Origin of the sequence: Streptomyces sp. SP18BB07 (assembly GCF_036322545.1) — a bacterium.
In the GTDB taxonomy this organism is placed as follows: Bacteria; Actinomycetota; Actinomycetes; order Streptomycetales; family Streptomycetaceae; genus Streptomyces; species Streptomyces deccanensis.
This window is the reverse complement of record NZ_JAQYWT010000316.1, coordinates 172,065-195,009: the sequence shown is the minus strand read 5'-3', so window position 1 is coordinate 195,009 and position 22,945 is coordinate 172,065. Positions and strand designations below refer to the sequence as shown.

The window sequence follows — 22,945 nt, the reverse complement described above, 5'->3', positions numbered from 1 at the left end:
TGTACTCACCCGAGCTACTTCCTCAGGCTTTCCTCCGGGCAGTTTCCCTTCGGTCTTGCTGTCTTGCGTTTCCGACTCTATCAGACCGTTTCCGGTTCCGATTTCCTCGGTGCTTTCCAGGTTTCCGCTTCCGCGTTTCCCTTTCCGGCGGTTCCGACTTTATCAGAGGTTCTGAGTCGGAATTTCCACCCGGTCCGGGCGGCTCCTGGCGCATCAGTTGCACCGGGTTCCCCCCTGGGCGGAGCCGTAAACGTACTGGAGCGGAGCGCCCCGATGCAAATCGAGGGGCCCCGCTCCAGTCAGGCGCTGACGGAGGGTCAGACCTCAACCACCACAGGCAGGATCATCGGCCTGCGCCGGTAGGTGTCCGAGACCCACTTGCCGAGCGTGCGGCGGATGAGTTGCTGCAGCTGGTGGGGCTCGACGACCCCGTCCTGTGCCGAACGCTCCAGAACCTCGGTGATCTTCGGAGCGACCGCACTGAACGCGGAGTCCTCGATGCCGGAGCCGCGGGCCTGGATGTGGGGACCACCGGTGATCTTGCCGGTGGAGGAGTCCACGACGACGAAGACGGAGATGATGCCCTCGTCCCCCAGGATCTTGCGGTCCTTGAGCGCCGGCTCACCGACGTCACCGACCGAGAGGCCGTCGACGTACACATAACCGGCCTGGACCTTGCCCGAGATCCTGGCCTTGCCCTCGATGAGGTCGACGACCACGCCGTCCTCGGCGATGACGATGCGGTCGTGCGGTACGCCGGTCAGGGCGCCCAGTTCCGCGTTGGCGCGCAGGTGGCGCCATTCGCCGTGCACCGGCATCAGGTTCTTCGGGCGGCAGATGTTGTAGAAGTACAGCAGTTCGCCGGCCGAGGCGTGTCCGGAGACGTGGACCTTGGCGTTGCCCTTGTGGACAACGTTCGCGCCCCAGCGGGTCAGGCCGTTGATGACGCGGTAGACCGCGTTCTCGTTGCCGGGGATCAGGGACGACGCCAGGATCACCGTGTCGCCCTGGACGATACGGATCTGGTGGTCCCGGTTGGCCATACGGGACAGGGCCGCCATCGGCTCACCCTGCGATCCGGTGCAGACGAGGACGATCTCGTGCTGCGGCAGGTCGTCGAGTGTCTTGACGTCCACGACCAGGCCTGGCGGGACCTTCAGATAGCCGAGGTCGCGGGCGATGCCCATGTTCCGGACCATCGAGCGGCCGACGAAGGCGACTCTGCGGCCGTACTCGTGGGCTGCGTCGAGGATCTGCTGGATGCGGTGGATGTGGCTGGCGAAGCTGGCCACGATGATCCGCTTGCTGGCACCCGCGAAGACCTGGCGCAGGACGTTGGAGATGTCGCGCTCGGGCGGAACGAACCCCGGAACCTCCGCGTTCGTGGAGTCCGAGAGAAGGAGATCGATGCCCTCTTCGCTCAGCCGTGCGAACGCGTGGAGGTCGGTGAGGCGGTTGTCCAGCGGGAGCTGGTCCATCTTGAAGTCACCCGTGTGGACCACCATGCCCGCAGGGGTGCGGATGGCCACGGCGAGGGCGTCCGGGATGGAGTGGTTGACCGCGACGAACTCGCAGTCGAAGGGGCCGATGCGCTCGCGGTTCCCCTCGACCACCTCAAGGGTGTACGGGCGGATGCGGTGCTCCTGGAGCTTCGCCTCGATCAGGGCGAGGGTCAGCTTGGAGCCGATCAGCGGGATGTCGGGCTTCTCGCGCAGCAGATACGGGACCGCGCCGATGTGGTCCTCGTGGCCGTGCGTGAGGACGATGCCCTCGATGTCGTCGAGGCGGTCCCTGACGGACGAGAAGTCCGGCAGGATCAGGTCGATTCCGGGCTGCTCCTCCTCGGGGAAGAGCACCCCGCAGTCGACGATCAGCAATCGGCCGCCGTACTCGAAGACGGTCATGTTCCGGCCGATCTCGCCGAGACCGCCCAGCGGGGTGACCCGCAGGCCCCGCTCGGGGAGCGGCGGCGGCGGGCCGAGTTCAGGATGCGGATGACTCAAAAGACTCTCCTCACCACGCGCGCCACGTACCTCTGTGGCACGTGGCGCGCATGACGTTCGTGCAAAAGCAGTTGTGGATGTGGATGCAGGCGCTTTCGTCCTGCCTATTCAGTTGTGAAGTCTGGTTGTCGCGTCGTGCGAAGTCCGGTGCTAGAGCTGTACCCCGCCGGCACCAAGATCGATCTTGAGCTGGGCGGTCTCCTCGGGCGAAAGCTCCACCATGGGGGCGCGCAGCGGTCCGGCGGGCAGGCCCTGGAGGGCGAGCGCCGCCTTGGTGGTCATCACGCCCTGGGTGCGGAACATGCCGGTGAAGACCGGGAGCAGCTTCTGGTGGATCTCGGTTGCCTTCTGGACGTCACCGGAGACGTACGCCTCGACGAGGGCGCGCAGCTCGGGGGTGACGACGTGGCCGACGACCGAGACGAAGCCGACCGCGCCCACGGAGAGCAGCGGGAGGTTGAGCATGTCGTCGCCGGAGTACCAGGCAAGACCCGAGCGGGCGATGGCCCAGCTGGCGCGGCCGAGGTCGCCCTTGGCGTCCTTGTTGGCGACGATGCGCGGGTGCTCGGCGAGCCGGACGATCGTCTCCGTGTCGATCGGGACGCCGCTGCGGCCCGGGATGTCGTAGAGCATGACCGGCAGCTCGGCGGCGTCGGCGATCGCCTTGAAGTGGCGGTACAGGCCCTCCTGCGGGGGCTTGTTGTAGTACGGCGTGACGACGAGGAGGCCGTGGGCGCCGACCTTCTCGGCGGCGCGGGCCAGCTCGGTGCTGTGGTGGGTGTCGTTCGTGCCGACGCCGGCGATGATGTGCGCGCGGTCGCCGACGGCTTCGAGGACGGCTCGTACCAGGTCCGATTTCTCCGCGTCACTGGTGGTGGGGGACTCGCCGGTGGTGCCGTTGATGACCAGGCCGTCGTTGCCTGCGTCCACCAGGTGGGCGGCGAGCCGCTGCGCGCCGTCGAGGTCGAGTGCGCCGTCCGCCGTGAAGGGCGTGACCATGGCGGTGAGGACCCGCCCGAAGGGGGTCTGCGGAGTCGAGGTCGGAGCCATGGGTAACACGCTACTCGCTGCTCAGGGCACGGTCTGCCCTCGGGGGGCGGGAAAAGTCTGGACAAATGCGGAGCCCGGCACTGCCTGCTCGGGGGTTCAAGCAGTGCCGGGTCCGTTTGATCAGGCTAGATGAACTTCTCGAAATGCCGCAATACGGACACTTCGCTCGGCTGACCCGTACATCTGTGCCTGGCCGAAAGTCGACGGTTCGCCACGGCTCGGCGTGGTCCGCTACGGCGCGACGCGGCCGTTCGCGTTGAACGCGGCGTGCGTGAGCGGCATGAGCCTCGCCCACTCCGCCTCCATCCGCTCGCCCACCATCTCGATCTCGCGCTGCGGGAAGGACGGGACCTTGGCGAGCTCATGCTGGGTGCGCAGGCCGAGGAAGTGCATCAGCGAGCGGGCGTTGCAGGTGGCGTACATCGACGAGAAGAGCCCGACCGGGAGGACCGAGCGGGCGACCTCGCGGGCCACGCCGGCGGCCAGCATCTCCTGGTACGCCTCGTACGCGTGGACGTACGAGTCCTCCATGACCCGCCCGACCAGCTCCTGCTGCGCCTGGGTGCCCTCCACGAAGACGTACTTGCCGGGACGCCCCTCCTGGACGAGCTTGCGGGCCTCGTCCGGGACGTAGAAGACGGGCTGCAGCTCCCGGTACCTCCCGGACTCCTCGTTGTAGGACCAGCCCACCCGGTGGCGCATGAACTCACGGAAGACGAAGATCGGGGCGCTGATGAAGAAGGTCATCGAGTTGTGCTCGAAGGGGCTGCCGTGCCGGTCCCGCATGAGGTAGTTGATGAGGCCCTTGGAGCGCTCCGGGTCCTTCTGCAGCTCCTCCAGGGACTGCTCGCCGGCGGTGGAGACGCGGGCGGCCCACAGCACGTCCGAGTCGGCGGCGCTGTGCTTCACCAACTCGACGGTGACATCGCTGCGGAAGCTGGGCTTGAGATCGTCGACGGGGGTGTCGGTCACGGCTCGGAGGGTCCTTCCCATGGCTGCTCTCGGGCGGCGCCCACTCTACGGGCCGGCACCGACAGGCGGCCCGGATGCCCCGAGTCGCCCCCTCTTGTGCCCCTGTTGGACTCCGAGAGTGGTGGGGACGGGTCCGGCTCGGTAGCCTCACCCGGCGACCCTGTGCGTGGATTGAGTGAGGATCAGCCGTGCCCCTGCCCTTCCTGACCGCCGACCGCGCCTTCGACCAGGCAGTGGACGAAGCGCTGCCCTTCGAGGACCGTGACCGCTGGCGGCGCCCCTACCGGCCCGGCCCCTGGCGGGTCGGCGCGGCCGCGCTCCTGCTGCTGCTCGCCTCGTACGTGCTGGTCGCGGCGGTCATCATCACGGCGGCCGAGACGGCGCAGGCGGGCGCGATCTGCTTCGGGGCGGCGCTGCTCATCATCGCCTGCGCCCTGCGGCTGCTGCGGGTCGGCATCTGGGTGAGCGCGCGCGGGGTGCGGCAGGTGGGCTTCTTCCGCACGCGTACGGCGTCCTGGGAGGCGAGCGTCTCGGTGCGTACCGTGCAGCAGCCGGTGCGGTGGCTCGGGCTCCCCCGGTCCGTGCAGGGGCAGGCGCTGCTCCTCGTCCGCCGGGACCGCGTGCAGGAATACGTGACGCCGCTGATGACCACGCACAACGCCGATTTCCTGGCGCGTACGGAGGCCTTCGACCGGGCGGCCGACACGATCGAGGCGTGGGCGGCGGAGTACGGACGCGCCGCGTAGTCGAACACGCGACTGAGGGGCCGGTCCGCTGGTGCGGTCGGCCCCTCAGTCGTGTGTGCGGGGGTGCGGCGGGTCAGGCGGTCGGCGTCGGCCTGCCGTCGTGGAGGGCGATGGCCCGCTGCATGGCCTTACGGGCCCGGGGGGTGTCGCGGGCGTCGTGGTAGGCGACGGCGAGACGGAACCAGCTGCGCCAGTCGTCGGGCGCGTCCTCGGTCTCCGCCTTGCGCTGCGCGAAGATCTCGTCGGCCGAGTCGCGGTCGATGCGGCCGCTCGGGGTGCGCTTCAACTCGTCGACGGGCAGGCCCCCTTCGGCGTCGAGTTCGGCGGCGAGCTGGTTGGCCCTGCGGACGAACTGGGTGTTCTTCCAGAGAAACCAGAGACCGATCGCCGGCAGGACGAGCACGGCGACGCCGAAGGCGATCGTGACCGGTGTGCCGGTCTCTATGAGCAGGACCCCGCGGCTGCCGACCAGGACGAAGTAGACGACCAGGACGGCTGCCGTGACGGCGTAGGTGATCTTCGCGCGCATGACGATCCCGGCCTGTCAGCCCAGGTCGAGGAAGTGTTCGAGGCCGAAGGTGAGGCCCGGGGTGGTCACCACGCGGCGAGCGCCGAGCAGGATGCCCGGCATGAAGCTGCTGTGGTGGAGGGAGTCGTGGCGGATGGTGAGGGTCTCGCCCTCGCCGCCGAGGAGGACCTCCTGGTGGGCCAGCAGGCCGCGCAGCCGGACGGAGTGGACGGGGATGCCGTCGACGTCCGCGCCGCGCGCGCCGTCCAGAGCCGTCTCCGTGGCGTCAGGCGCCAGGGCCGTGCCTGCCGCGCGCCGTGACTCGGCGATGAGCTGAGCCGTGCGCGTGGCGGTGCCCGAAGGGGCGTCGACCTTCTTCGGGTGGTGTAGTTCGACGACCTCCACCGACTCGAAGTAGGGGGCGGCGATCTGCGCGAACTTCATGTTCAGGACGGCCCCGATGGAGAAGTTGGGCGCGATGAGCACGCCGGTCTCGGGGGATGCGGCCAGCCAGCCGTTCAGCTGCGCGAGGCGCTCGTCGGTCCAGCCCGTCGTACCGACGACCGCGTGGATGCCGTGGCGTACGCAGTAGTCGAGGTTGTCCATGACCGAGGCGGGGGTGGTCAGTTCGACGACCACCTGGGCGCCGGTCTCCGCCAGCGTCTCCAGCTTGTCGCCCCGGCTCAGGGCGGCGACCAGCTCCATGTCCTCGGCGGCCTCGACGGCCCGTACGGCCTCGGAGCCGATACGGCCCCGGGCACCGAGGACCGCCACGCGCAGCTTGCTCATTGCTTGGTTCCTTAACTGGGGTTAGGCGACGGCTTCGTGCAGACGGGACGCCTGTTTGTCCTTGAGCGGGCCGATCACCGACAGGGAGGGGCGCCGGCCCAGGATCTCGCGGGCCACGTCACGGATCTCGTCCGGGGTCACCATGGCTATCCGGGTCAGCATCTCGTCGACGGACATCTGCTCGCCCCAGCACAGCTCGCTCTTGCCGATGCGGTTCATGATCGCGCCGGTGTCCTCCAGGCCGAGGACCGTGGAACCGCGGAGCTGGCCGATGGCGCGCTCGATCTCGTCGTCGGGCAGCCCGTGCTGAGCGACCTGGTCGAGTTCGTCTCGGCAGATCTTGAGCACGTCGTGCACCTGGGAGGGACGGCAGCCGGCATAGACGCCGAAGAGGCCGCAGTCCGCGAAGCCCGACGTGTACGAGTACACGCTGTAGGCGAGGCCGCGCTTCTCCCGGACCTCCTGGAAGAGGCGGGAGGACATGCCACCGCCCAGTGCCGTGTTGAGGACGCCGAGGGCCCAGCGGCGGTCGTCGGTGCGGGAGAGGCCGGGCATACCGAGGACGACGTGCGCCTGCTCGGTCTTGCGCCCGATCAGCTCGACACGACCGGCCGTGCGCAGGCTCCGAGTGCCCTCGCGCGGGGCGATCGGGGTGGCGTCGACGCGGGTGAGGGCGCCGGCGCTCTCGAAGGCGGCACGGACCTGGCGTACGACCTTGTTGTGGTCGATGTTGCCGGCGCAGGCGACCACGAGGTGGGTGGGGTCGTAGTGCTTCTTGTAGAAGCGGCGGATGCGGTCGGCGCTGAGGGCGTTGACCGTGTCGACCGTGCCGAGGACCGGGCGGCCGAGGGGGGTGTCGCCGAACATGGTGTGCGCGAACAGGTCGTGCACGCAGTCGCCCGGGTCGTCCTCGGTCATCGCGATCTCCTCGAGGATGGCGCCGCGTTCGACGTCGACGTCCTCCTCGCGGATGAGCGAGCCGGTGAGCATGTCGCAGACCGTGTCGATGGCCAGCGGCAGGTCGGAGTCGAGCACGCGCGCGTAGTAGCACGTGTACTCCTTGGCCGTGAACGCGTTCATCTCGCCGCCGACCGCGTCGATCGCGGACGATATGTCGAGTGCGCTGCGCCGGGTGGTGCCCTTGAAGAGCAGGTGCTCCAGGTAGTGCGTGGCGCCGTTCAGCGCGGGCGTCTCGTCGCGGGAGCCGACGTGCGCCCAGATGCCGAAGGTGGCGGAGCGCACGGACGGCAGGGTCTCGGTGACGATGCGCAGGCCGCCCGGGAGGGTGGTCTTGCGGACCGTACCGATGCCGTCTCTGCCCTTGATCAGGGTTTGGGTACGGGCGACGGCCCGCGCCTCCGTGGAGGTGCGGGCCGTCGCCTTGGAGCTACGGGACGTCACTGGTCGGTGTCGTCCTTCTTGTCCTCGGAGCTCTCTTCGCCCTCGATCACGGGGATGAGGGAGAGCTTGCCGCGGGAGTCGATCTCGGCGATCTCGACCTGGACCTTGGCGCCCACGCCGACGACGTCCTCGACGTTCTCCACGCGCTTGCCGCCGGCCAGCTTGCGGATCTGCGAGATGTGCAGCAGTCCGTCCTTGCCCGGGAGCAGCGACACGAACGCGCCGAAGGTGGTGGTCTTGACGACCGTACCCAGGTAGCGCTCGCCGACCTCCGGCATGGTCGGGTTGGCGATGCCGTTGATCGTGGCGCGGGCGGCCTCGGCCTGCGAGCCGACCTGGGCACCGATGTAGATGGTGCCGTCGTCCTCGATCGTGATCTCGGCGCCGGTGTCCTCCTGGATCTGGTTGATCATCTTGCCCTTCGGGCCGATGACCTCACCGATCTTGTCCACGGGGATCTTGACGGTGATGATCCGCGGGGCGTTGGGGGACATCTCGTCCGGCGTGTCGATCGCTTCCATCATCACGTCGAGGATGTGGAGGCGGGCGTCACGGGCCTGCTTGAGGGCGGCGGCCAGGACGGAGGCCGGGATGCCGTCCAGCTTGGTGTCGAGCTGGAGGGCGGTGACGAACTCCTTGGTGCCGGCGACCTTGAAGTCCATGTCGCCGAAGGCGTCCTCCGCACCGAGGATGTCGGTGAGGGTGACGTAGTGCGTCTCGCCGTCGATCTCCTGGGAGATCAGACCCATGGCGATACCGGCGACGGGGGCCTTCAGCGGCACACCGGCGTTCAGAAGCGACATGGTGGAGGCGCAGACCGAGCCCATGGACGTCGAGCCGTTGGAGCTGAGCGCCTCGGAGACCTGGCGGATCGCGTAGGGGAACTCCTCACGCGTCGGCAGGACCGGGACGAGGGCGCGCTCGGCGAGGGCGCCGTGGCCGATCTCGCGGCGCTTCGGGGAGCCGACGCGGCCCGTCTCGCCGGTGGAGTACGGCGGGAAGTTGTAGTTGTGCATGTAGCGCTTGCGCGTCACCGGCGACAGGGTGTCGAGCTGCTGCTCCATGCGGAGCATGTTGAGGGTGGTGACGCCCAGGATCTGGGTCTCGCCACGCTCGAACACGGCGGAGCCGTGCACACGCGGGATGGCCTCGACCTCGGCGGCGAGCGTACGGATGTCCGTCACGCCGCGGCCGTCGATGCGCTTCTTCTCCTTGATGACGCGCTCACGGACCAGGGACTTGGTCAGCGAGCGGTACGCGGCGGAGATCTCCTTCTCGCGGCCCTCGAACTGCGGGAGCAGCTTCTCGGCGGCGAGCGCCTTGACGCGGTCCAGCTCGGACTCGCGCTCCTGCTTGCCGGCGATGGTGAGCGCCTGGGCGAGCTCGTCCTTGACGGCGGCCGTGAGGGCCTCCAGGACGTCGTCCTGGTAGTCGAGGAAGATCGGGAACTCGCCGGTGGGCTTGGCGGCCTTCGACGCAAGGTCGGCCTGGGCCTTGCAGAGGACCTTGATGAAGGGCTTCGCGGCGTCCAGACCGGCGGCGACGACCTCCTCGGTCGGCGCTTCGGCGCCGCCCTTGACCAGCTGGATGGTCTTCTCGGTGGCCTCGGCCTCGACCATCATGATCGCGACGTCGCCGTCCTCCAGGGTGCGGCCCGCGACGACCATGTCGAAGACGGCGTCCTCGAGCTCGGAGTGCGTCGGGAAGGCCACCCACTGACCGTTGATCAGCGCGACGCGGACGCCGCCGATCGGGCCGGAGAAGGGCAGACCGGCCAGCTGCGTGGACGCGGAGGCGGCGTTGATCGCCACGACGTCGTACAGGTGGTCGGGGTTGAGCGCCATGATCGTGGCGACGACCTGGATCTCGTTGCGCAGGCCCTTCTTGAAGGACGGGCGCAGCGGGCGGTCGATGAGGCGGCAGGTGAGGATGGCGTCCTCGGAGGGACGGCCCTCACGGCGGAAGAAGCTGCCGGGGATCTTGCCGGCGGCGTACATCCGCTCCTCGACGTCCACCGTGAGGGGGAAGAAGTCGAGCTGGTCCTTGGGGTTCTTGGAGGCGGTGGTGGCCGACAGCACCATGGTGTCGTCGTCCAGGTACGCCACGGCGGAGCCGGCGGCCTGCTTGGCCAGGCGGCCCGTCTCGAAGCGGATGGTGCGGGTGCCGAAGGAACCGTTGTCGATGACGGCCTCGGCGTAGTGGGTCTCGTTCTCCACTAGTGAATTCTCCTCGTCTTCGTCCCTGGTCCCGCCCGTGTGGCAGGGGGACGGTGGCGGAGAAGCGCGCCGTCTGGTGCGGGCCGGTCTTCGATCGAAGCCCTCGGGGTTCGCAATTCCCCGGGGGCCACTACCGAGGACCGGCGGCGGCGAGGTGCGCTTCTCCTCGTTCGGTGTGTGTGCGGCTGCCCGTGCCCGGGCGTCCTCACACTGTGTCGTGCCTATTGCGTTGTGCTACCACACTACAAAGGGGTGGTGACACTCCGCACGTTTCCGCCCGTACGTCCCGCGTACGGCGGGGCCGCGCGCGCCCCTTTCCATCAAGGTCACGCCGGGGTCCACTGGGGTCCGGCGGGTGCCGCGGAGGGGCGTACAGCAAAGGGAGCGGCTCCCTTTCTCCCGGGAACCGCTCCCCTGCACGGCGTCTTACTTGGCGCCCGCCGCACCGCGGCGGATGCCAAGGCGGTCGACCAGCGCACGGAAGCGCTGGATGTCCTTCTTGGCGAGGTACTGCAGCAGGCGGCGACGCTGACCGACCAGGATCAGCAGACCACGGCGGGAGTGGTGGTCGTGCTTGTGGGTCTTGAGGTGCTCGGTCAGGTCCGAGATACGGCGGGAGAGCATCGCGACCTGGACCTCGGGGGAGCCGGTGTCGCCCTCCTTGGTACCGAACTCGCTGATGATCTGCTTCTTCGTAGCGGCGTCGAGCGACACGCGATACTCCTCATGAGTCTCATTGATGCCACCGAGTGCCCCTGGTCTTCTTCTCAGGGGGGCTTACGTGACTCTGGTGACGGGATCCGTCGGCGCGGTCTCTGGGGCGCTTGGGAGAGCCCGGAGGTGCGTACATAGACGGCCGTCACACAGGGTACCAGGGTCGGGGACCGGCCCGACCGGGGGCCGGTCAGCGCCTGTCGAGGGCGACGCTCTCGTAACCGATCGCCACGGTGGTCTCCTCCCCGACCTCACCCTTGCCGCTCGGGCCGCAGGAGGAGCGTCTCCTTGCGGGACACCGGATCGAGGCTGACGACAGCGGCGGGCGAGAGGTTGCCGGACCCCCGGTACGCGATCAGTTCACCGCCGCTCATCCTCAGCGGGTACATCCTCCGTCCGGGTATGGAGTCGAACTTGAACACGGTCCTTCCGATGCCCAGGTCGTACGCGACGATGTCGTCGTCCGTCGTGATGTAGAGCCGCTCCACCCGACGAAGATCGGGCTGCAGGTCTCCACCACAGCGTTGAAGGTCTCGCTGCAGTTGATGACCTGGTGATCACGTTGGGCTGGATCGAGGCGCGCGCCTTGCCCCTGTCGTCGAGAATGGGTCCACTTGAACCTGCCCGTGCGGGCGTCGACCTTCTCCACCCGGAACTCGGGGTCCCCGAGTCTCCGCACCGCTGCAGCGCGATCAGACCCTGGCCGCCCGCGAACCCGGAGTCCTCGCACGCCGACGGTGTGGTGTCGGCCCGCAGCCGCTTGTCTGTGGTCATGTCGTACGCCGCCGAGCCCTGTCCCAGGTGACGAGGACCGCACCGTTGGTCATCGTGACGTTGACGGACATGGCGCTGCCGTCGCCCGGCAGCCGCGCGTCCCACCTTTTCTTGCCCGTGTCGACGTCGAAGACCGCGAGGCGGTCGCAGGGCAGGCTCATGGCCGTGGAGATGGGGTTCTCGTCCGGATCGGAGCTCTGGTCGGGGTGGGTGATGGCCGTCCAGCCGGCCACGCCGACGTGACGCGTCACCGCGCACAGTGGGCGGGGAAGTCGAGCTTGTACAGTTCCTGGCTCTTGTCCCCGTGTTGGGTGAACCCCTGGACGTAGTCCCCGACACCCTTCGCGAAGACCTTCTCCGTCGCCCAGGTGCCGATGGACGAGTCGTCCGGAGCCTGCCGGACGGCCACCGGACGCCGCTCCGGCTCCGCATCGCCGCCGCCGGACGCGGCCAGAACCGCCGCGCCGGCCGTTCGCAGGCGCCGAAGTCGGGTGCGGCGCTCGGATTCGAGGGCGGAGGCGGTGCAGGAGAGTGGGACGGGCCGCTCACAGGCCATGGCCTTCCTGTGTGATGGGGACACTGCCGCTCGCTCACCGAACCCTGTAACGAAGCTGACACTGCTCGTTACGGTCGCACCTGGGCGAACCCCTGAGCAGCGAGAACGTCAGCAAGTAGGGTGACCTCACGGTGCGTTGGCGCAGAGGAAGGATCGATGCCGTCATGGCCGAGGCTGAGGACAAAGAACTCAAGGCACGCAAGGAGCGGGAGAAGGACGAGCTCTACGCGCTCGACATCTCGGGTCTCGAGTGGCACAGCGCCCCTGGCACGGAGGAACACGAGGAGCGAGTGGAGATCGCATACCTCCCGGAAGGCGCGGTGGCGATGCGGTCGTCGCTCGACCCGGAGACCGTGCTGCGCTACACAGAGGCGGAGTGGCGAGCCTTCGTGCTGGGAGCCCGGGACGGCGAGTTCGATCTGGAACCGGCTCCGCACAATGGGGGGCTGGACGTGGAGACCGGCCTCTGATGAATGGGGCAGGGAACCAGCGATCGGCTTCCCTGCCCCATTGGCTTGCACGGTATCCGAGGGTCGTCACCACAACGGTTCACGCGCTGGCCCATCCGCCGCGACAGTGGGTTGGGGGCAAAGGCAAGGAGGCGAGCCGGAGTTCGGCCCCTGACTGCCTGTCCACCCTCGCCCCCTGCGACAGAGCTCGCCAGGCCCGTCGGAGGAAGAGCGCTGCCCGCTTCCTACCCGGACAGGTACGCGGGACGGGCACCACCACTAGCTCGTCAGGGCCCGGGCCCGTGCGTACACGTCGAAGACGGCCAGAGCCAGTGGGATCAGCGTGAGCAGGACGAAGCTCTCGGCGATCTCCAGGAAGCGTCCCCAGAACGGGGTCACACCACGCTGCGGGGTGATCAGACCGATCGCGGTGACAAGGACGACGGCTGCGGCGATCGCCGCAGCGAGCCAGACGCTACGGATGTCGAGGGCAGTCGTATCGCCGAGGACGGCGTCGCGCACATAGTCCTGCGGCGGGTTCAGGGCGAGCCCGAGTCCGAGGAAGACCAGGGCCGTGAGGCCTGCCGCCAGGGCAGCGCTCACCTGCGCGGTGTAGCGGAAGAGATGGGCGCGCATCAACATCGCCACACCTGTGGACAGAGCCAGAAGTTCCGCCCACACATTGCCGGAGAAGGCCAGGACGATCGACGCGCCCACGGAGACGAGCGCACAGCCGCCGACAAGACCGACGAGAAGCTCGTGGCCGCGGCGGGCCTGGGCCGCGACGCGTTCGACGTCGATGGGATCCTGCGCGTCCGGCTCACCCTCGTCGTAGCCGCCCCAGGACGGATTGGGCGGTTCGAAACCGATCGGCAAGCGCGCGAAGCGCATGGACAGGCCGGGCAGGAAGGCAAGCGCGACAACGGAGAGCGGAGCACAGATGGCGGCCGTCTCGATGGGCCGCAGCTTCGTGAGGATGGCGATGAAGGTGGTGATCAGACCGATCGCGGTGGCGAAGACGAAGGCCACGAAGGGGCCGTCGCCTCCGGGCGACAACAAGGTGAGTACCACGGCGGCGAGCAGGACGGCCGTGCAGGCGAGCAGAAACTGCAGCCGCCCGATGCCCTGTCCCTCGGAGAGAGGAAGCAGTCCGGAACCGGCCACAGCGACGTTCGGGAAGGAGCCCAGGCCGAGAGCGATCGCTGAGCCGCGATCGCCGTACACCCGTGCGCGCACGCAGGCGATGGTGAGCAACAGCAGTCCGAAAACGCCGGCGATGACGCCCTGCAGGCTGTGCATGTCGTGACGGATCTCGGAGCTCCAGGCCACGAACGCCAGCAGCACCGGCAGGACGCCGCCCGCGATGAGACCGGCGGTCCGTGTGAGTTCGCCGTTCCAGAGGGTGCGGTCACGGGTGACGGCAGCGGCCACCGCCTCGGAGACGTCGTCGAGGACGGCCGGCGGCAGCGATGCTGCGAACGGACGCAGGGTGAGCAACTCTCCGTCGAGGATGCGCTGCGCCGCGAACGACCGCGCTCCGTCGAGGACTGTGCCGTCACGGCGTACGAGGTGATAGCCGACAGGAGCACCTTCGTCAGGGCTCTGCTGGGAAAGCCTCAGGATCTCCGGATACAGGTCGGCGACCGGTACGTCGTCGGGCAGCGCCACATCGATGCGGCTGTCGGGTGCCACGATGGTGACCCGGCAGAAACCGAGGCCCGTGCCTGCCCCGGAAGGGGCTCCGATGCCCGGTCCGCCGGTCGCGCCGACCGGCGCGGAGGCCGTCAAGCTCACCTGCTGTTCCCCCTCGTCGGTGATCGGGCGGTCCGCGGTGCCGCTGCGTACCCGTCCGCCCGCAAAGATCCTGTGCACGTTGCGCCGCGCCGCCCGCGCAACCGGGCAACGATGTCGTCACGCCCGGGAAGTGCGGGGCGGCGCTTGGTTCCGAGCGTTGCGGATTGCCCGGTTTTCCCGGAACGATTCGCAACTGCTCACACACCTCATGGGCACCCTACCGCCCGCCGGTATCGGTGGTTGTCAGTAGGATCACCGTTCGCGATCGACGTCCGCCGGACACGGGGCGGCGGACGAAACATCTCGGTCCGGCAAGGGAATTGGTGCGTAGTGAGCCACATCGTCGTCAAGCGCCCACCGCGGGCGCTGCCGAAGGAAGTGCCCACGGACGAGGTCGTGCTGCAGCCTCCGCCGGAGCTTCCGCGTGGGCAGCAGGAGGGTGCACTCATGCAACTCCTGCCCATGCTCGGCATGGGCGGTTCCGTGGTGTTCTTCTTCAACCCGCAGGCCCAGCCCTTCATGAAGATCATGGGCATGGTGATGGTGGCCTCCACGATCGCCATGGGCGTCGCGATGCTGGTCCGCTACCGCCGCGGCAACCAGGGCCAACTGGCGGACATCCGACGGGACTACCTGCGTTACCTGTCGCAGACGCGGCACCAGGCCATGGACACCGCCAAGGCCCAGCGCGATGCGCAGTACTACCTGCATCCTTCACCGGAGCAACTGTGGGCTTTGGTCGCCGAGGGCAGCCGGGTGTGGGAGCGGCGCACCGGTGACGAGGACTTCGGGCAGGTGCGCGTCGGCCTCGGCCCCCAGGGCCTGGCCACTCCCCTGATCGCACCGCAGACCGCTCCGGTCGACGAGTTGGAGCCGCTGACCGCCGGGGCCATGCAGCGTTTCCTGGCCACACACAGCACGATCGAGGACCTGCCGATGGCGGTCTCGCTGCGCGCCTTCTACCACGTGACGATCAGTGGCGAACCCGGCACCGTGCGCGGCACCGCCCGAGCGGTCACGGCCTGCCTCGCGGCGCTGCACTCATCCGAGGACCTGGTCATCGCGGTCGCCACCGGGCGGGAGGCGGCGCCCGCGTGGGAATGGGCTAAGTGGCTGCCCCACACGCAGACACGGGGCGTCACGGACGGCGCGGGCAGCATGCGTCTGATCACCACCGATCCCATGGAACTGGAGGACCGGCTGACCGCCGTCCTCCAGGGCCGCCCGCGTTTCCACCCCGCCGCTCCGCCGGTCTCCGAGCAACCGCACTTGGTCGTCCTGCTCGACGGTGTCTCACTGCCACCCGCTTCCCTGTTGGCCAGTCCTGAAGGCCTGCAGAGCGTGACGGTCATCGAGATCGTCCCCGGAGACCTCAGCTCCGGGCGCGGCGACCTCTCGATCATCGTGCAGCCCAAGGAACTGCGCCTCGAGTCGGCGCACGGCATGGTCTACGAGGGCACACCGGACGTCCTGTCGTACGAGGCCGCCGAAGCTCTTGCCCGACAACTGGCGCCGCTGCGCATGGCGTCGGGTGGCGACGACGGCGAACCGCTGCTGGCCAACCTGGATTTCACGGAACTGCTGAACCTGGGCGACGCGGCTTCGGTCGACCCACGGCGCACCTGGCGCCCGCGTTCGCAGTCGGAGCGGCTGCGCGTGCCGATCGGCCTCGGCGAGGACGGCCGGCCCGTGATGCTCGACCTCAAGGAGGCCGCACAGGAGGGCATGGGTCCCCACGGCCTCTGCGTCGGCGCGACCGGTTCCGGAAAGTCGGAGCTGCTGCGCACGCTGGTCCTGGGCCTGGCCGTGACCCACTCCTCCGAAACTCTGAACTTCGTCCTGGCGGACTTCAAGGGTGGTGCGACCTTCGCCGGCATGGCGCAGATGCCCCACGTGGCGGCCGTGATCACCAACCTCGCGGACGACCTGACCCTCGTCGACCGCATGGGCGATTCGATCCGCGGTGAGCTGAACCGTCGCCAGGAGCTGCTCCGCGATGCCGGCAACTACGCCAACATTCACGACTACGAGAAGGCCCGCGCCGCCGGCGCACCGCTGCAGCCCATTCCGTCGCTGGTCCTGGTGATCGACGAGTTCAGCGAACTGCTCACCGCGAAGCCGGACTTCATCGAGATGTTCGTGCAGATCGGCCGTATCGGCCGTTCTCTGGGTGTGCACCTGCTGCTCGCCTCGCAGCGTCTGGAGGAAGGCCGCCTGAGAGGGCTGGAGACCTACCTGTCGTACCGGATCGGTCTGCGGACGTTCTCGTCGGCCGAGTCCCGCGCCGCGATCGGCGTCCCCGACGCGTACGAGCTGCCGAACGTGCCGGGCTCCGGCATCCTGAAGTTCGGTACGGAGGAGATGGTGCGCTTCAAGGCAGCGTACGTCTCCGGGGTGTACCGCACGGGTTCCCAGCAGCCCGTCGTGCCCGGCGGACCGCTCCCGGTCGACCGTCGGCCCGTGCTGTTCACCGCGGCCGATGTCCCTGTGCAGTACGCGCCGGTACCGCAGCAGCGTCAGGAGGAGCCCGACGCGCAGCAGGACGACGCGCTCGCCGACACCGTGCTTGACGTGATCGTCCGGCGTCTGGAGGCCCAGGGGCCGGCCGCCCACCAGGTGTGGCTTCCCCCACTGGACAGTCCGCCCTCCCTCGACTCGTTGCTCCCGGGGCTGGCTCCGGTGCCCGGCAGGGGCATGACACAGCCCGGTTACGAGGGTGCCGGTCGGCTCGTCGTCCCGGTCGGCCTCGTCGACAAGCCGTATGAGCAGCGGCGCGAACCGCTCTGGACCGACTTCGGCGGCGCGGCCGGCCACATGCAGGTCCTCGGCGGCCCGCAGTCCGGCAAGTCGACACTGCTGCGCTCGATCATCGCGTCGTTCGCACTCACCCACACCCCTCACGAAGTGCAGTTCTACGGCCTCGACTTCGGTGGTGGCGGTCTGTCGGCCGTGGCCGACCTGCCGCACGTGGGAGGGGTGGCCTCACGACTGGACCCCGAGAAGGTCCGGCGTACGGTGGCCGAGGTGTACGGCGTCCTGACCCGCCGTGAGGAGTACTTCCGCACCGCGAACATCTCGTCGATCGCCGAGTTCCGTGCGCGCCGTGCACGGGGGGACATCTCAGTGACCGACCAGCCCTGGGGCGACGTCTTCCTCGCCATCGACGGCTGGGGCAATTTCCGTACCGACTACGAGGCATTGGATCCGGTGATCCTGGACATCGCGGCGCGCGGCCTCGGTTACGGCATCCACCTGATCCTCACCGCCTCGCGCTCCATGGAGGTCCGTTCGAACCTCAAGGATCATCTGATGAACCGTTTGGAGTTGCGGCTCGGCGACCCCATGGACTCCGAGTTCGACCGCAAGGTGGCAGCGAACGTTCCCACAGGTGTTCCTGGACGCGGTCAGACACCGCAGAAGCAACACTTCATGGCGGCGGTCCCGCGTATCGACGGTCTGTCCTCCGACACGGACCTGGCGGAGGCGACGGCGGCCCTCGCCTCCGATGTCGGCCGCCACTGGCAACAGCCTGGCGCTCCCGAAGTCCGCTTGCTGCCGCGGGAGTTCCCCGCAGCTCAGCTGCCCCCGGGCAACCGCTTCCCGAACCGCGGTATCTCCTTCGCCCTCGACGAGGACAGCCTCGAGCCGGTGTTCGTGGACTTCGACCAGGACCCGTTCTTCCTCATCTTCGGCGAGAGCGAGTCCGGCAAGTCGAATCTGCTGAAACTGCTCATCAAGCGTCTCACCGAGCGCTACGACAGCAACAACTGCAAGCTGTTCGTGGTCGACAACCGCCGCTCGCTGCTGGGTGTCACCCCTCCTTCCCATTTGGCGGAGTACATCCCCATGTCGAACCAGATGCAGCACCACATGGACGCCCTGGCCGACCTCATGCAACGCCGCACCCCCACCGCGGACGTCACACAGGAGCAACTGCGCAACCGCAGCTGGTGGCGGGGCCCCACGGTGTTCGTGATCGTTGACGACTACGACCTGGTGTCCACGTCGAGCGGCAACCCGCTGTCGGGACTCACGGACATGCTCCCGTTCGCCCGTGATGTCGGCGTCCGCTTCATCATCGCCCGCTCCACCGCGGGCGCCGGCCGCGCAGGCTACGAGGCCTTCACTCAGCGCATCAAGGAACTCGGGGCTCAAGGCGTCGTCCTCGCGGGCGACCCGGGCGAGGGCGACCTGCTGGGCGGTGTACGGCCGCGGCCGATGCCTGCGGGGCGCGGTGTGTTCGTGTCTCGGAAGCGGGGGAAGCCGTTGGTCCAGGTCGGGTTGACCGAGGACGAGAATGTGTGACGGGTGCCGGTCTGCTGATCGTCGGCCATGGCCCTGATCCAACGACGGGGTGGGCGCCTCCCGCGCGCGCCCACCCCGGAACTGCTCCACGAACCTCGTGCTACTGAAGGTAACTCGCTCCCCGCTTGTCACCTTCCATGTAGGTACCACCCGCCGTTGCCACGACGTGACCGATACCCGTGAGCGCGGTGTGGATGTCGGTGGCTTCCTTGTCCCACCTCTTCAGCTTGGCATCGAAGGCGCTCTGGGACTCACCCTCCCAGTACTGCAAGCTGTTCTCGACGAGCCTCTTCAGCTCCTGCAGGTCCTGCTCAAGGTCCCTCGCCTCATTGGCGATTTTGGTCGCCGTGATGTCGAGCGCGTCATAAGTGACGGAAAGTCCGTCGGTGTAGTTACCGGCCATCTCTACCAACCTCGTCTCACTGGTCCGTGCTGATGCGGCCATAAGTCCGGCCTTGGTCCAAAAAAGGCTCAACTCATGGAACTGAACGGAGAAACCGTCGGGGCACCGTCCTGGAGGTCGATCCTGTTGACCGCCGCGCGCACCTCGTCTTCCTTGCTGTCGACGATGTTGCGCGCCGAGGTCATCGCGTCGATGACCTCAGCAAGGATGTTGCCCATGTTCCGCAGCGATTCGTTGATCTCGAACTGCTTCTTGTCGAACGCGGCTCGGCCGATTCCGTCCCACTGACCGGTCTCCAGGCTGTCGATGATTCCCTGAAGCCTGTGAACACGCGACTTGACGTTCTCGTACTTCGAGAGCATCTGCTTCTGGAGCAGAATTACTGCATCGTTTTCGAGCTTCTGCTTGCCGGCCATGGTCAGCCGTCCTTTCTGTTTCTGCTTGCTGATCCAACTGTCTTGGCTTGAGCCGAACAGCGCAGGGCTCGTGACGGCCTTCTACGGCTGTCGATGTCACCTGGCGCGTCGCGCCCGCATGACGGCCACGCCGACACCACCGATCACGATGGCCGCGGCGGCCGCGGCGAGCGCGATCCAGAGGGTGTTGCTGTCATCGGTCGATTCCGCAGCTGAGTCTGCAGCCGAGGTACCGCCTGTAGAGCGTTTTTCGGGGGCCGGTGATGCGCTTGACGGAGAGGGGGAGGGCGAGGCAGCGGACGCGGAGTTGGCCAGAAGATCTCCGCCGTTGTCCTTTGCGAGAGGGTCGACGTGGGCAGAGCCGGCGTCATAGTCCGGGTCCTTGAGAACCATCCGAGGACGGACGAAGCCATAACCGGCGTACTTGCTCGGTTCGTCCTTCGCCCATGTGCGGCCAGCGGTGTCGATCAGGGAGCGGGTGACCTGGTTCACCGTCCAGTCAGGGTGGACGGACCAGATCAGGGCCGCGGAGGCGGCGGCTATGGCGACCGCGGGACTCGTGCCAGACCTGTCGTCGCAGTACGAGCGGAAGGTCGCATCACACCACCCCGGGAAGCCATCCCCTGGCGCCGAGAGATCCACGTAATTTCCTGACGAGGAGAACTCTGGCACCGTCAGGGAGGGGTCCACTGCCGCGATCCCGAGCACGTACGGGTATGCGGCCGGATAGCCGATCGCGCCTTTGGTCTGCCCCTTGTTACCAACCGAGGCGATCATCAGCTTGCCTTTCGAAGCGGCGTACTCGATGGCTTCCTTCTCCTTGGAACTCGGCCCCACTGCTCCGAACGACATGCTGATGATCTGCGCGTCAGTGTCGGCTGCCGCCCTGATCGCTTCTATGAGATCAGGGGTCTTCTCCCGTTCCTCCGCCCCGCCCTTCAGCCCCTCAAGCTCAATGCGATACGGAATGATCTTCGCCCCCGGCGCCAACCCCTGCAGGCCTCCGTCTGCTCCCGTACCTGCGATCAACTCGGCCATGGAGGTTCCATGGCCGAGTTGATCGTCCGTGGCGCCGTACGCAACCGACTTGGGCACTTCGTCGACCAGGACCTGCCCCTTCAGGGACGGGGTATCTGCGTTCACCCCGCTGTCGATAACAGCGACCTTGATGCCCTTGCCTGTGCTGACCTTCCACATCTGTTGGGCCTGCATCGTTTCCAGGTACCACTGCTTGGACTGGGCGTCGTACGCAGCGGCACCAGAGGCGAATCCCACACTCACGGCCGCCAGGGCACCGATCAGAGCACCCACAGCCCGCACTCGTCTACCGCAGCGCGATCCGTGGAACATGGCCTGCTCGGCTCGTCGGCTGGTCCCTGACGTCATCGTGTTCCGTGTCCTCGCTCATGCTCGGTCAGTTGACGACCGGCGGCACGTCACGCCGCGGCCTGTGAGGCAGGTCAGTCTCTTCGTCTTCGATCCGGTGGTCGACGCACGGTGACCCCTGGGTGTTCCCGTCGTCACCGGGCGTCCCGTGGCCAGGGCCGCGCACGAGTCCGGCACCGCCACGCGTCAGACCGTTACGCTCGGCTCCTGACACGGAGTTGCGTGCGGTCGGCCTACCCGTGACAGCCTCGGTTGTTCCCGAACCCCCACGAGGGGGTGTCGCGCTCGAACTCGACCTCGCCCCGGTCTCAGGCGCTCCGAAAACCCCACGCTGTCCCGGCCGACCAGTAGTAGGCCGCGAGTTGGCCGTCGCCCCCTCGCCACCGATCACCGTACCGCGAGGAATTCTCGCCCCACCCTTCGCGGAAGCGCCGGCGGCAGTGGGCTGTCCCCCGACAACTCCATTCACACGACCGGCTCCGGTCACAGGACGGCTGTTCGCCTGCGGAGCAGCCGTACCACCGGCTCGCGGCGTACCACCGGTGACCGCGCGGCCCATCTGGGACGAATGCGATCCGGGAGCCATGCCTCCGGCAGTGGGCCGTCCGGTCGACGTGGGTCGCCCCATCTGGTTCATGGGCCCTTGCCCCGTAGAGCGTCCAGGAGCCGAACTAGGCGAACCGGGCAAACCAGTGCGCCCCTGAGCCGACGCAGGATTACGGAAATTATTCGATCCGCCCAGGTTCCGGCCTGACGTGCCGTTTGAGACCGGTGCCCTTAGCCCACCCTCGAACATGCCCGGCTGGCCGCCACCGGGAGCAGGGGTACCCTGCGACGGCGGAATGTGGCCGGTCACGGGTGTAGTCGTGGAGGGTGGCAGCGTGCCGACGCTGTCGATATTGGTACGGACTGGCTGATCGGGGTACGTAATCTTACTGGTGACGCCCTCGGTGGTGTGCTGGTTGTCGCTTGCACTGTGCCTGGAGATATCGCCAGTGGCCTGAGCGCCCACGGAAGGTGTTGCCCCGTGGGTGTGTGAGCCCGAACCGGCCGCCGAAGGGCCATAATCCACCTGCGGAGCCACGGGCTTGGGAACTCCGACATCAGGCATGGCCGTGAACTCCGGCGTCCTGTCCTTGGCAGGTAGGGACGCCAGCACCTCTTCGGACACCGCGTAGTACGAGGCCAACCGGTTCATCTGGTTGATCGCCTCTTGACGGTCCTTCTCCACCCGTACGGCTGCCGCGTACTCGCTCTTGTCCGCGACTTTCTCAGCCTCAGTGAAGTGCTCGGGCCGCTTCCGGCTCGCTTCCGCGTCACGAGACGGCATGGCACCGCGCACAGACGCAAGTCCCACGGCGGCTGCGGTGATCTGGTCCCCTGCAGTTCCCGCGAAGTCACTCAAGTGGTGCGTGTTGATGACGAGCGAGCTGCCCCACTTGCGGAAGGCATCACCCGATTCTCCGACCCAGTGGACGTTGTCGATGTGGCCTTCGAGTTCGTCAGCTGCCGCCTTGATGGCGTCGCGCGCATCCCACAGCGCCTTGCCTGAGGATTCCAGGTCCTCCGGGTCCGTTCGCTCGACGAGGTCAATCAGCTGATTGAGGTCGAAGTCACGCTTCTCGAAGTCCGTCCGATCCGCGATGGTCCGCCCCAGCGAACTGTCCACGAAGGCCGAGCGCACCATACGGTTGAGCAAGCCACCTTGCGGACGGTCCTCAAACCCTCGGACAATATCCGTGACGCCGTTCTGCCCTTCGACGCGGTCGACGTCCGCCTCATGCCGTTTGTCAGTCATCGTCACTTCACCATGGTGCGGCTGTCACCGACGCGTTGCTTGCCGTCCTTGGCATCCTGGATCTCCGTGATCTCTCCTTGGATGGCATAGAACCGCTGCCGCAGTTCCTCCTCAAGGTTGTCGAAGCCCCGATGCGCACCCTGAACCGCGATGGCGGTCGCCTCAATCTGCAGATGCAGGGTCTTGGACAGGGAAGTGAGCTCTTGATGGACCCGGTTGTACTGCGTGTACAAGCCGTCGGCCTCAGGGAAGACGCCGTCCGCCCCAGCGCTCAGCGACGTCGCCCTGATGGTCTGAGCGCCCACCTTCGTCGGGTTACCGGCCGACGTCTCAAGGTCGCGGAGAACCGCGTCCACCCGCTTCACGAACTTGTCCAGGGCCTCACCACTGGCCTCCAGGTTCGCCGCCCTGGCCGCCGACACACCCCCCGCCATCTCTGCCGGAAGCACGATGCCCCTCCCCGTTGCCCCGTACACCGCCAGCCCCGACCTTGATCGGGACCCGGCCAACCACGCGCCGTGCGATTCGCAAAGCGAGCCGGGCCTCACGGCGCTCTCGCCACTGTAGTCAACCTGCACAACCGGGCCAACAGCGATGTACGTCAGTCCGGTTACGAGACCGATCGACTGTCACCCTTTGCCCGTCCTGTCTGTTCACTGTGAACG

General features: G+C 67.7%; 20 protein-coding genes. 3 read left to right on the top strand and 17 right to left on the bottom strand.

The window, feature by feature from the left end:
* Window positions 1-317: 317 nt before the first annotated feature.
* From PUR53_RS21775 to thyX, 3 genes are all read right to left on the bottom strand, one after another.
* Window positions 318-2,003 (bottom strand): ribonuclease J, encoded by a 1,686-nt coding sequence (locus tag PUR53_RS21775; RefSeq protein ID WP_329898944.1) that lies wholly within the window; start codon window positions 2,001-2,003, stop codon window positions 318-320.
* Window positions 2,004-2,153: 150 nt separating this feature from the next.
* Entirely contained in the window at window positions 2,154-3,053 is a 900-nt protein-coding gene (gene dapA, locus PUR53_RS21770) for a 4-hydroxy-tetrahydrodipicolinate synthase (RefSeq protein ID WP_329909350.1), read from the bottom strand.
* Window positions 3,054-3,284: 231 nt separating this feature from the next.
* Window positions 3,285-4,025, bottom strand: coding sequence for an FAD-dependent thymidylate synthase (gene thyX / locus PUR53_RS21765; protein ID WP_239757589.1), 741 nt, complete (start codon window positions 4,023-4,025; stop codon window positions 3,285-3,287).
* Between the two features lie 188 nt (window positions 4,026-4,213).
* Between thyX and PUR53_RS21760 the strand changes: the two genes are divergently transcribed.
* Complete coding sequence (locus tag PUR53_RS21760) at window positions 4,214-4,771, top strand: hypothetical protein (RefSeq protein ID WP_329898942.1); 558 nt, start codon at window positions 4,214-4,216, stop codon at window positions 4,769-4,771.
* 73 nt (window positions 4,772-4,844) lie between these two features.
* On the opposite strand, the gene PUR53_RS21755 is transcribed toward PUR53_RS21760, so the two are convergent.
* From PUR53_RS21755 to PUR53_RS21720, 8 genes are all read right to left on the bottom strand, one after another.
* A complete protein-coding gene (locus PUR53_RS21755; protein ID WP_329909349.1) occupies window positions 4,845-5,300 on the bottom strand; it encodes a hypothetical protein in 456 nt (151 codons plus the stop codon).
* Window positions 5,301-5,315: 15 nt separating this feature from the next.
* Entirely contained in the window at window positions 5,316-6,068 is a 753-nt protein-coding gene (dapB, locus tag PUR53_RS21750; protein ID WP_329909348.1) for a 4-hydroxy-tetrahydrodipicolinate reductase, read from the bottom strand.
* A 21-nt stretch (window positions 6,069-6,089) separates the two neighbouring features.
* On the bottom strand, window positions 6,090-7,469 hold the full coding sequence (locus PUR53_RS21745) for a M16 family metallopeptidase (protein WP_329898939.1): 1,380 nt from the start codon (window positions 7,467-7,469) through the stop codon (window positions 6,090-6,092).
* Window positions 7,466-9,685 (bottom strand): polyribonucleotide nucleotidyltransferase, encoded by a 2,220-nt coding sequence (locus PUR53_RS21740; protein WP_329898938.1) that lies wholly within the window; start codon window positions 9,683-9,685, stop codon window positions 7,466-7,468. Before PUR53_RS21740 ends, PUR53_RS21745 begins: the two co-directional genes overlap by 4 nt.
* 426 nt (window positions 9,686-10,111) lie before the next feature.
* Window positions 10,112-10,399, bottom strand: coding sequence for a 30S ribosomal protein S15 (gene rpsO / locus PUR53_RS21735; protein ID WP_030041128.1), 288 nt, complete (start codon window positions 10,397-10,399; stop codon window positions 10,112-10,114).
* 251 nt (window positions 10,400-10,650) lie between these two features.
* Window positions 10,651-10,887 (bottom strand): hypothetical protein, encoded by a 237-nt coding sequence (locus tag PUR53_RS21730; protein ID WP_329898937.1) that lies wholly within the window; start codon window positions 10,885-10,887, stop codon window positions 10,651-10,653.
* 282 nt (window positions 10,888-11,169) lie between these two features.
* Complete coding sequence (locus PUR53_RS21725) at window positions 11,170-11,424, bottom strand: hypothetical protein (protein WP_329898936.1); 255 nt, start codon at window positions 11,422-11,424, stop codon at window positions 11,170-11,172.
* Window positions 11,421-11,729, bottom strand: coding sequence for a hypothetical protein (locus PUR53_RS21720; RefSeq protein ID WP_329898935.1), 309 nt, complete (start codon window positions 11,727-11,729; stop codon window positions 11,421-11,423). The genes PUR53_RS21725 and PUR53_RS21720 overlap by 4 nt, the downstream gene beginning before the upstream one ends.
* Before the next feature lie 164 nt (window positions 11,730-11,893).
* On the opposite strand from PUR53_RS21720, the gene PUR53_RS21715 reads away from it, so the two are divergent.
* A complete protein-coding gene (locus tag PUR53_RS21715) occupies window positions 11,894-12,199 on the top strand; it encodes a DUF397 domain-containing protein (protein WP_329898934.1) in 306 nt (101 codons plus the stop codon).
* A 258-nt stretch (window positions 12,200-12,457) separates the two neighbouring features.
* Here the strand turns inward: PUR53_RS21715 and eccD are convergent, their stop codons facing one another.
* Complete coding sequence (eccD, locus tag PUR53_RS21710; RefSeq protein WP_443078197.1) at window positions 12,458-13,972, bottom strand: type VII secretion integral membrane protein EccD; 1,515 nt, start codon at window positions 13,970-13,972, stop codon at window positions 12,458-12,460.
* Between the two features lie 330 nt (window positions 13,973-14,302).
* Between eccD and eccCa the strand changes: the two genes are divergently transcribed.
* Window positions 14,303-18,277: a type VII secretion protein EccCa gene (gene eccCa / locus PUR53_RS21705; protein WP_329909347.1), complete on the top strand. Its 3,975-nt coding sequence runs from the start codon at window positions 14,303-14,305 to the stop codon at window positions 18,275-18,277.
* Between the two features lie 100 nt (window positions 18,278-18,377).
* Here the strand turns inward: eccCa and PUR53_RS21700 are convergent, their stop codons facing one another.
* The 5 genes from PUR53_RS21700 to PUR53_RS21680 form a co-directional block, all read right to left on the bottom strand.
* Window positions 18,378-18,680 carry a WXG100 family type VII secretion target gene (locus PUR53_RS21700; protein WP_037691669.1) on the bottom strand — a complete coding sequence of 101 codons (303 nt, stop codon included), beginning with the start codon at window positions 18,678-18,680 and terminating at the stop codon, window positions 18,378-18,380.
* A 68-nt stretch (window positions 18,681-18,748) separates the two neighbouring features.
* Entirely contained in the window at window positions 18,749-19,096 is a 348-nt protein-coding gene (locus tag PUR53_RS21695) for a WXG100 family type VII secretion target (RefSeq protein ID WP_239757580.1), read from the bottom strand.
* A gap of 96 nt (window positions 19,097-19,192) precedes the next feature.
* Window positions 19,193-20,416: a S8 family serine peptidase gene (locus tag PUR53_RS21690; protein WP_329909356.1), complete on the bottom strand. Its 1,224-nt coding sequence runs from the start codon at window positions 20,414-20,416 to the stop codon at window positions 19,193-19,195.
* A 94-nt stretch (window positions 20,417-20,510) separates the two neighbouring features.
* Window positions 20,511-22,280, bottom strand: coding sequence for a hypothetical protein (locus PUR53_RS21685; protein ID WP_329909355.1), 1,770 nt, complete (start codon window positions 22,278-22,280; stop codon window positions 20,511-20,513).
* Window positions 22,281-22,282: 2 nt separating this feature from the next.
* Entirely contained in the window at window positions 22,283-22,729 is a 447-nt protein-coding gene (locus PUR53_RS21680) for a hypothetical protein (RefSeq protein WP_329909345.1), read from the bottom strand.
* Window positions 22,730-22,945: the final 216 nt, after the last annotated feature.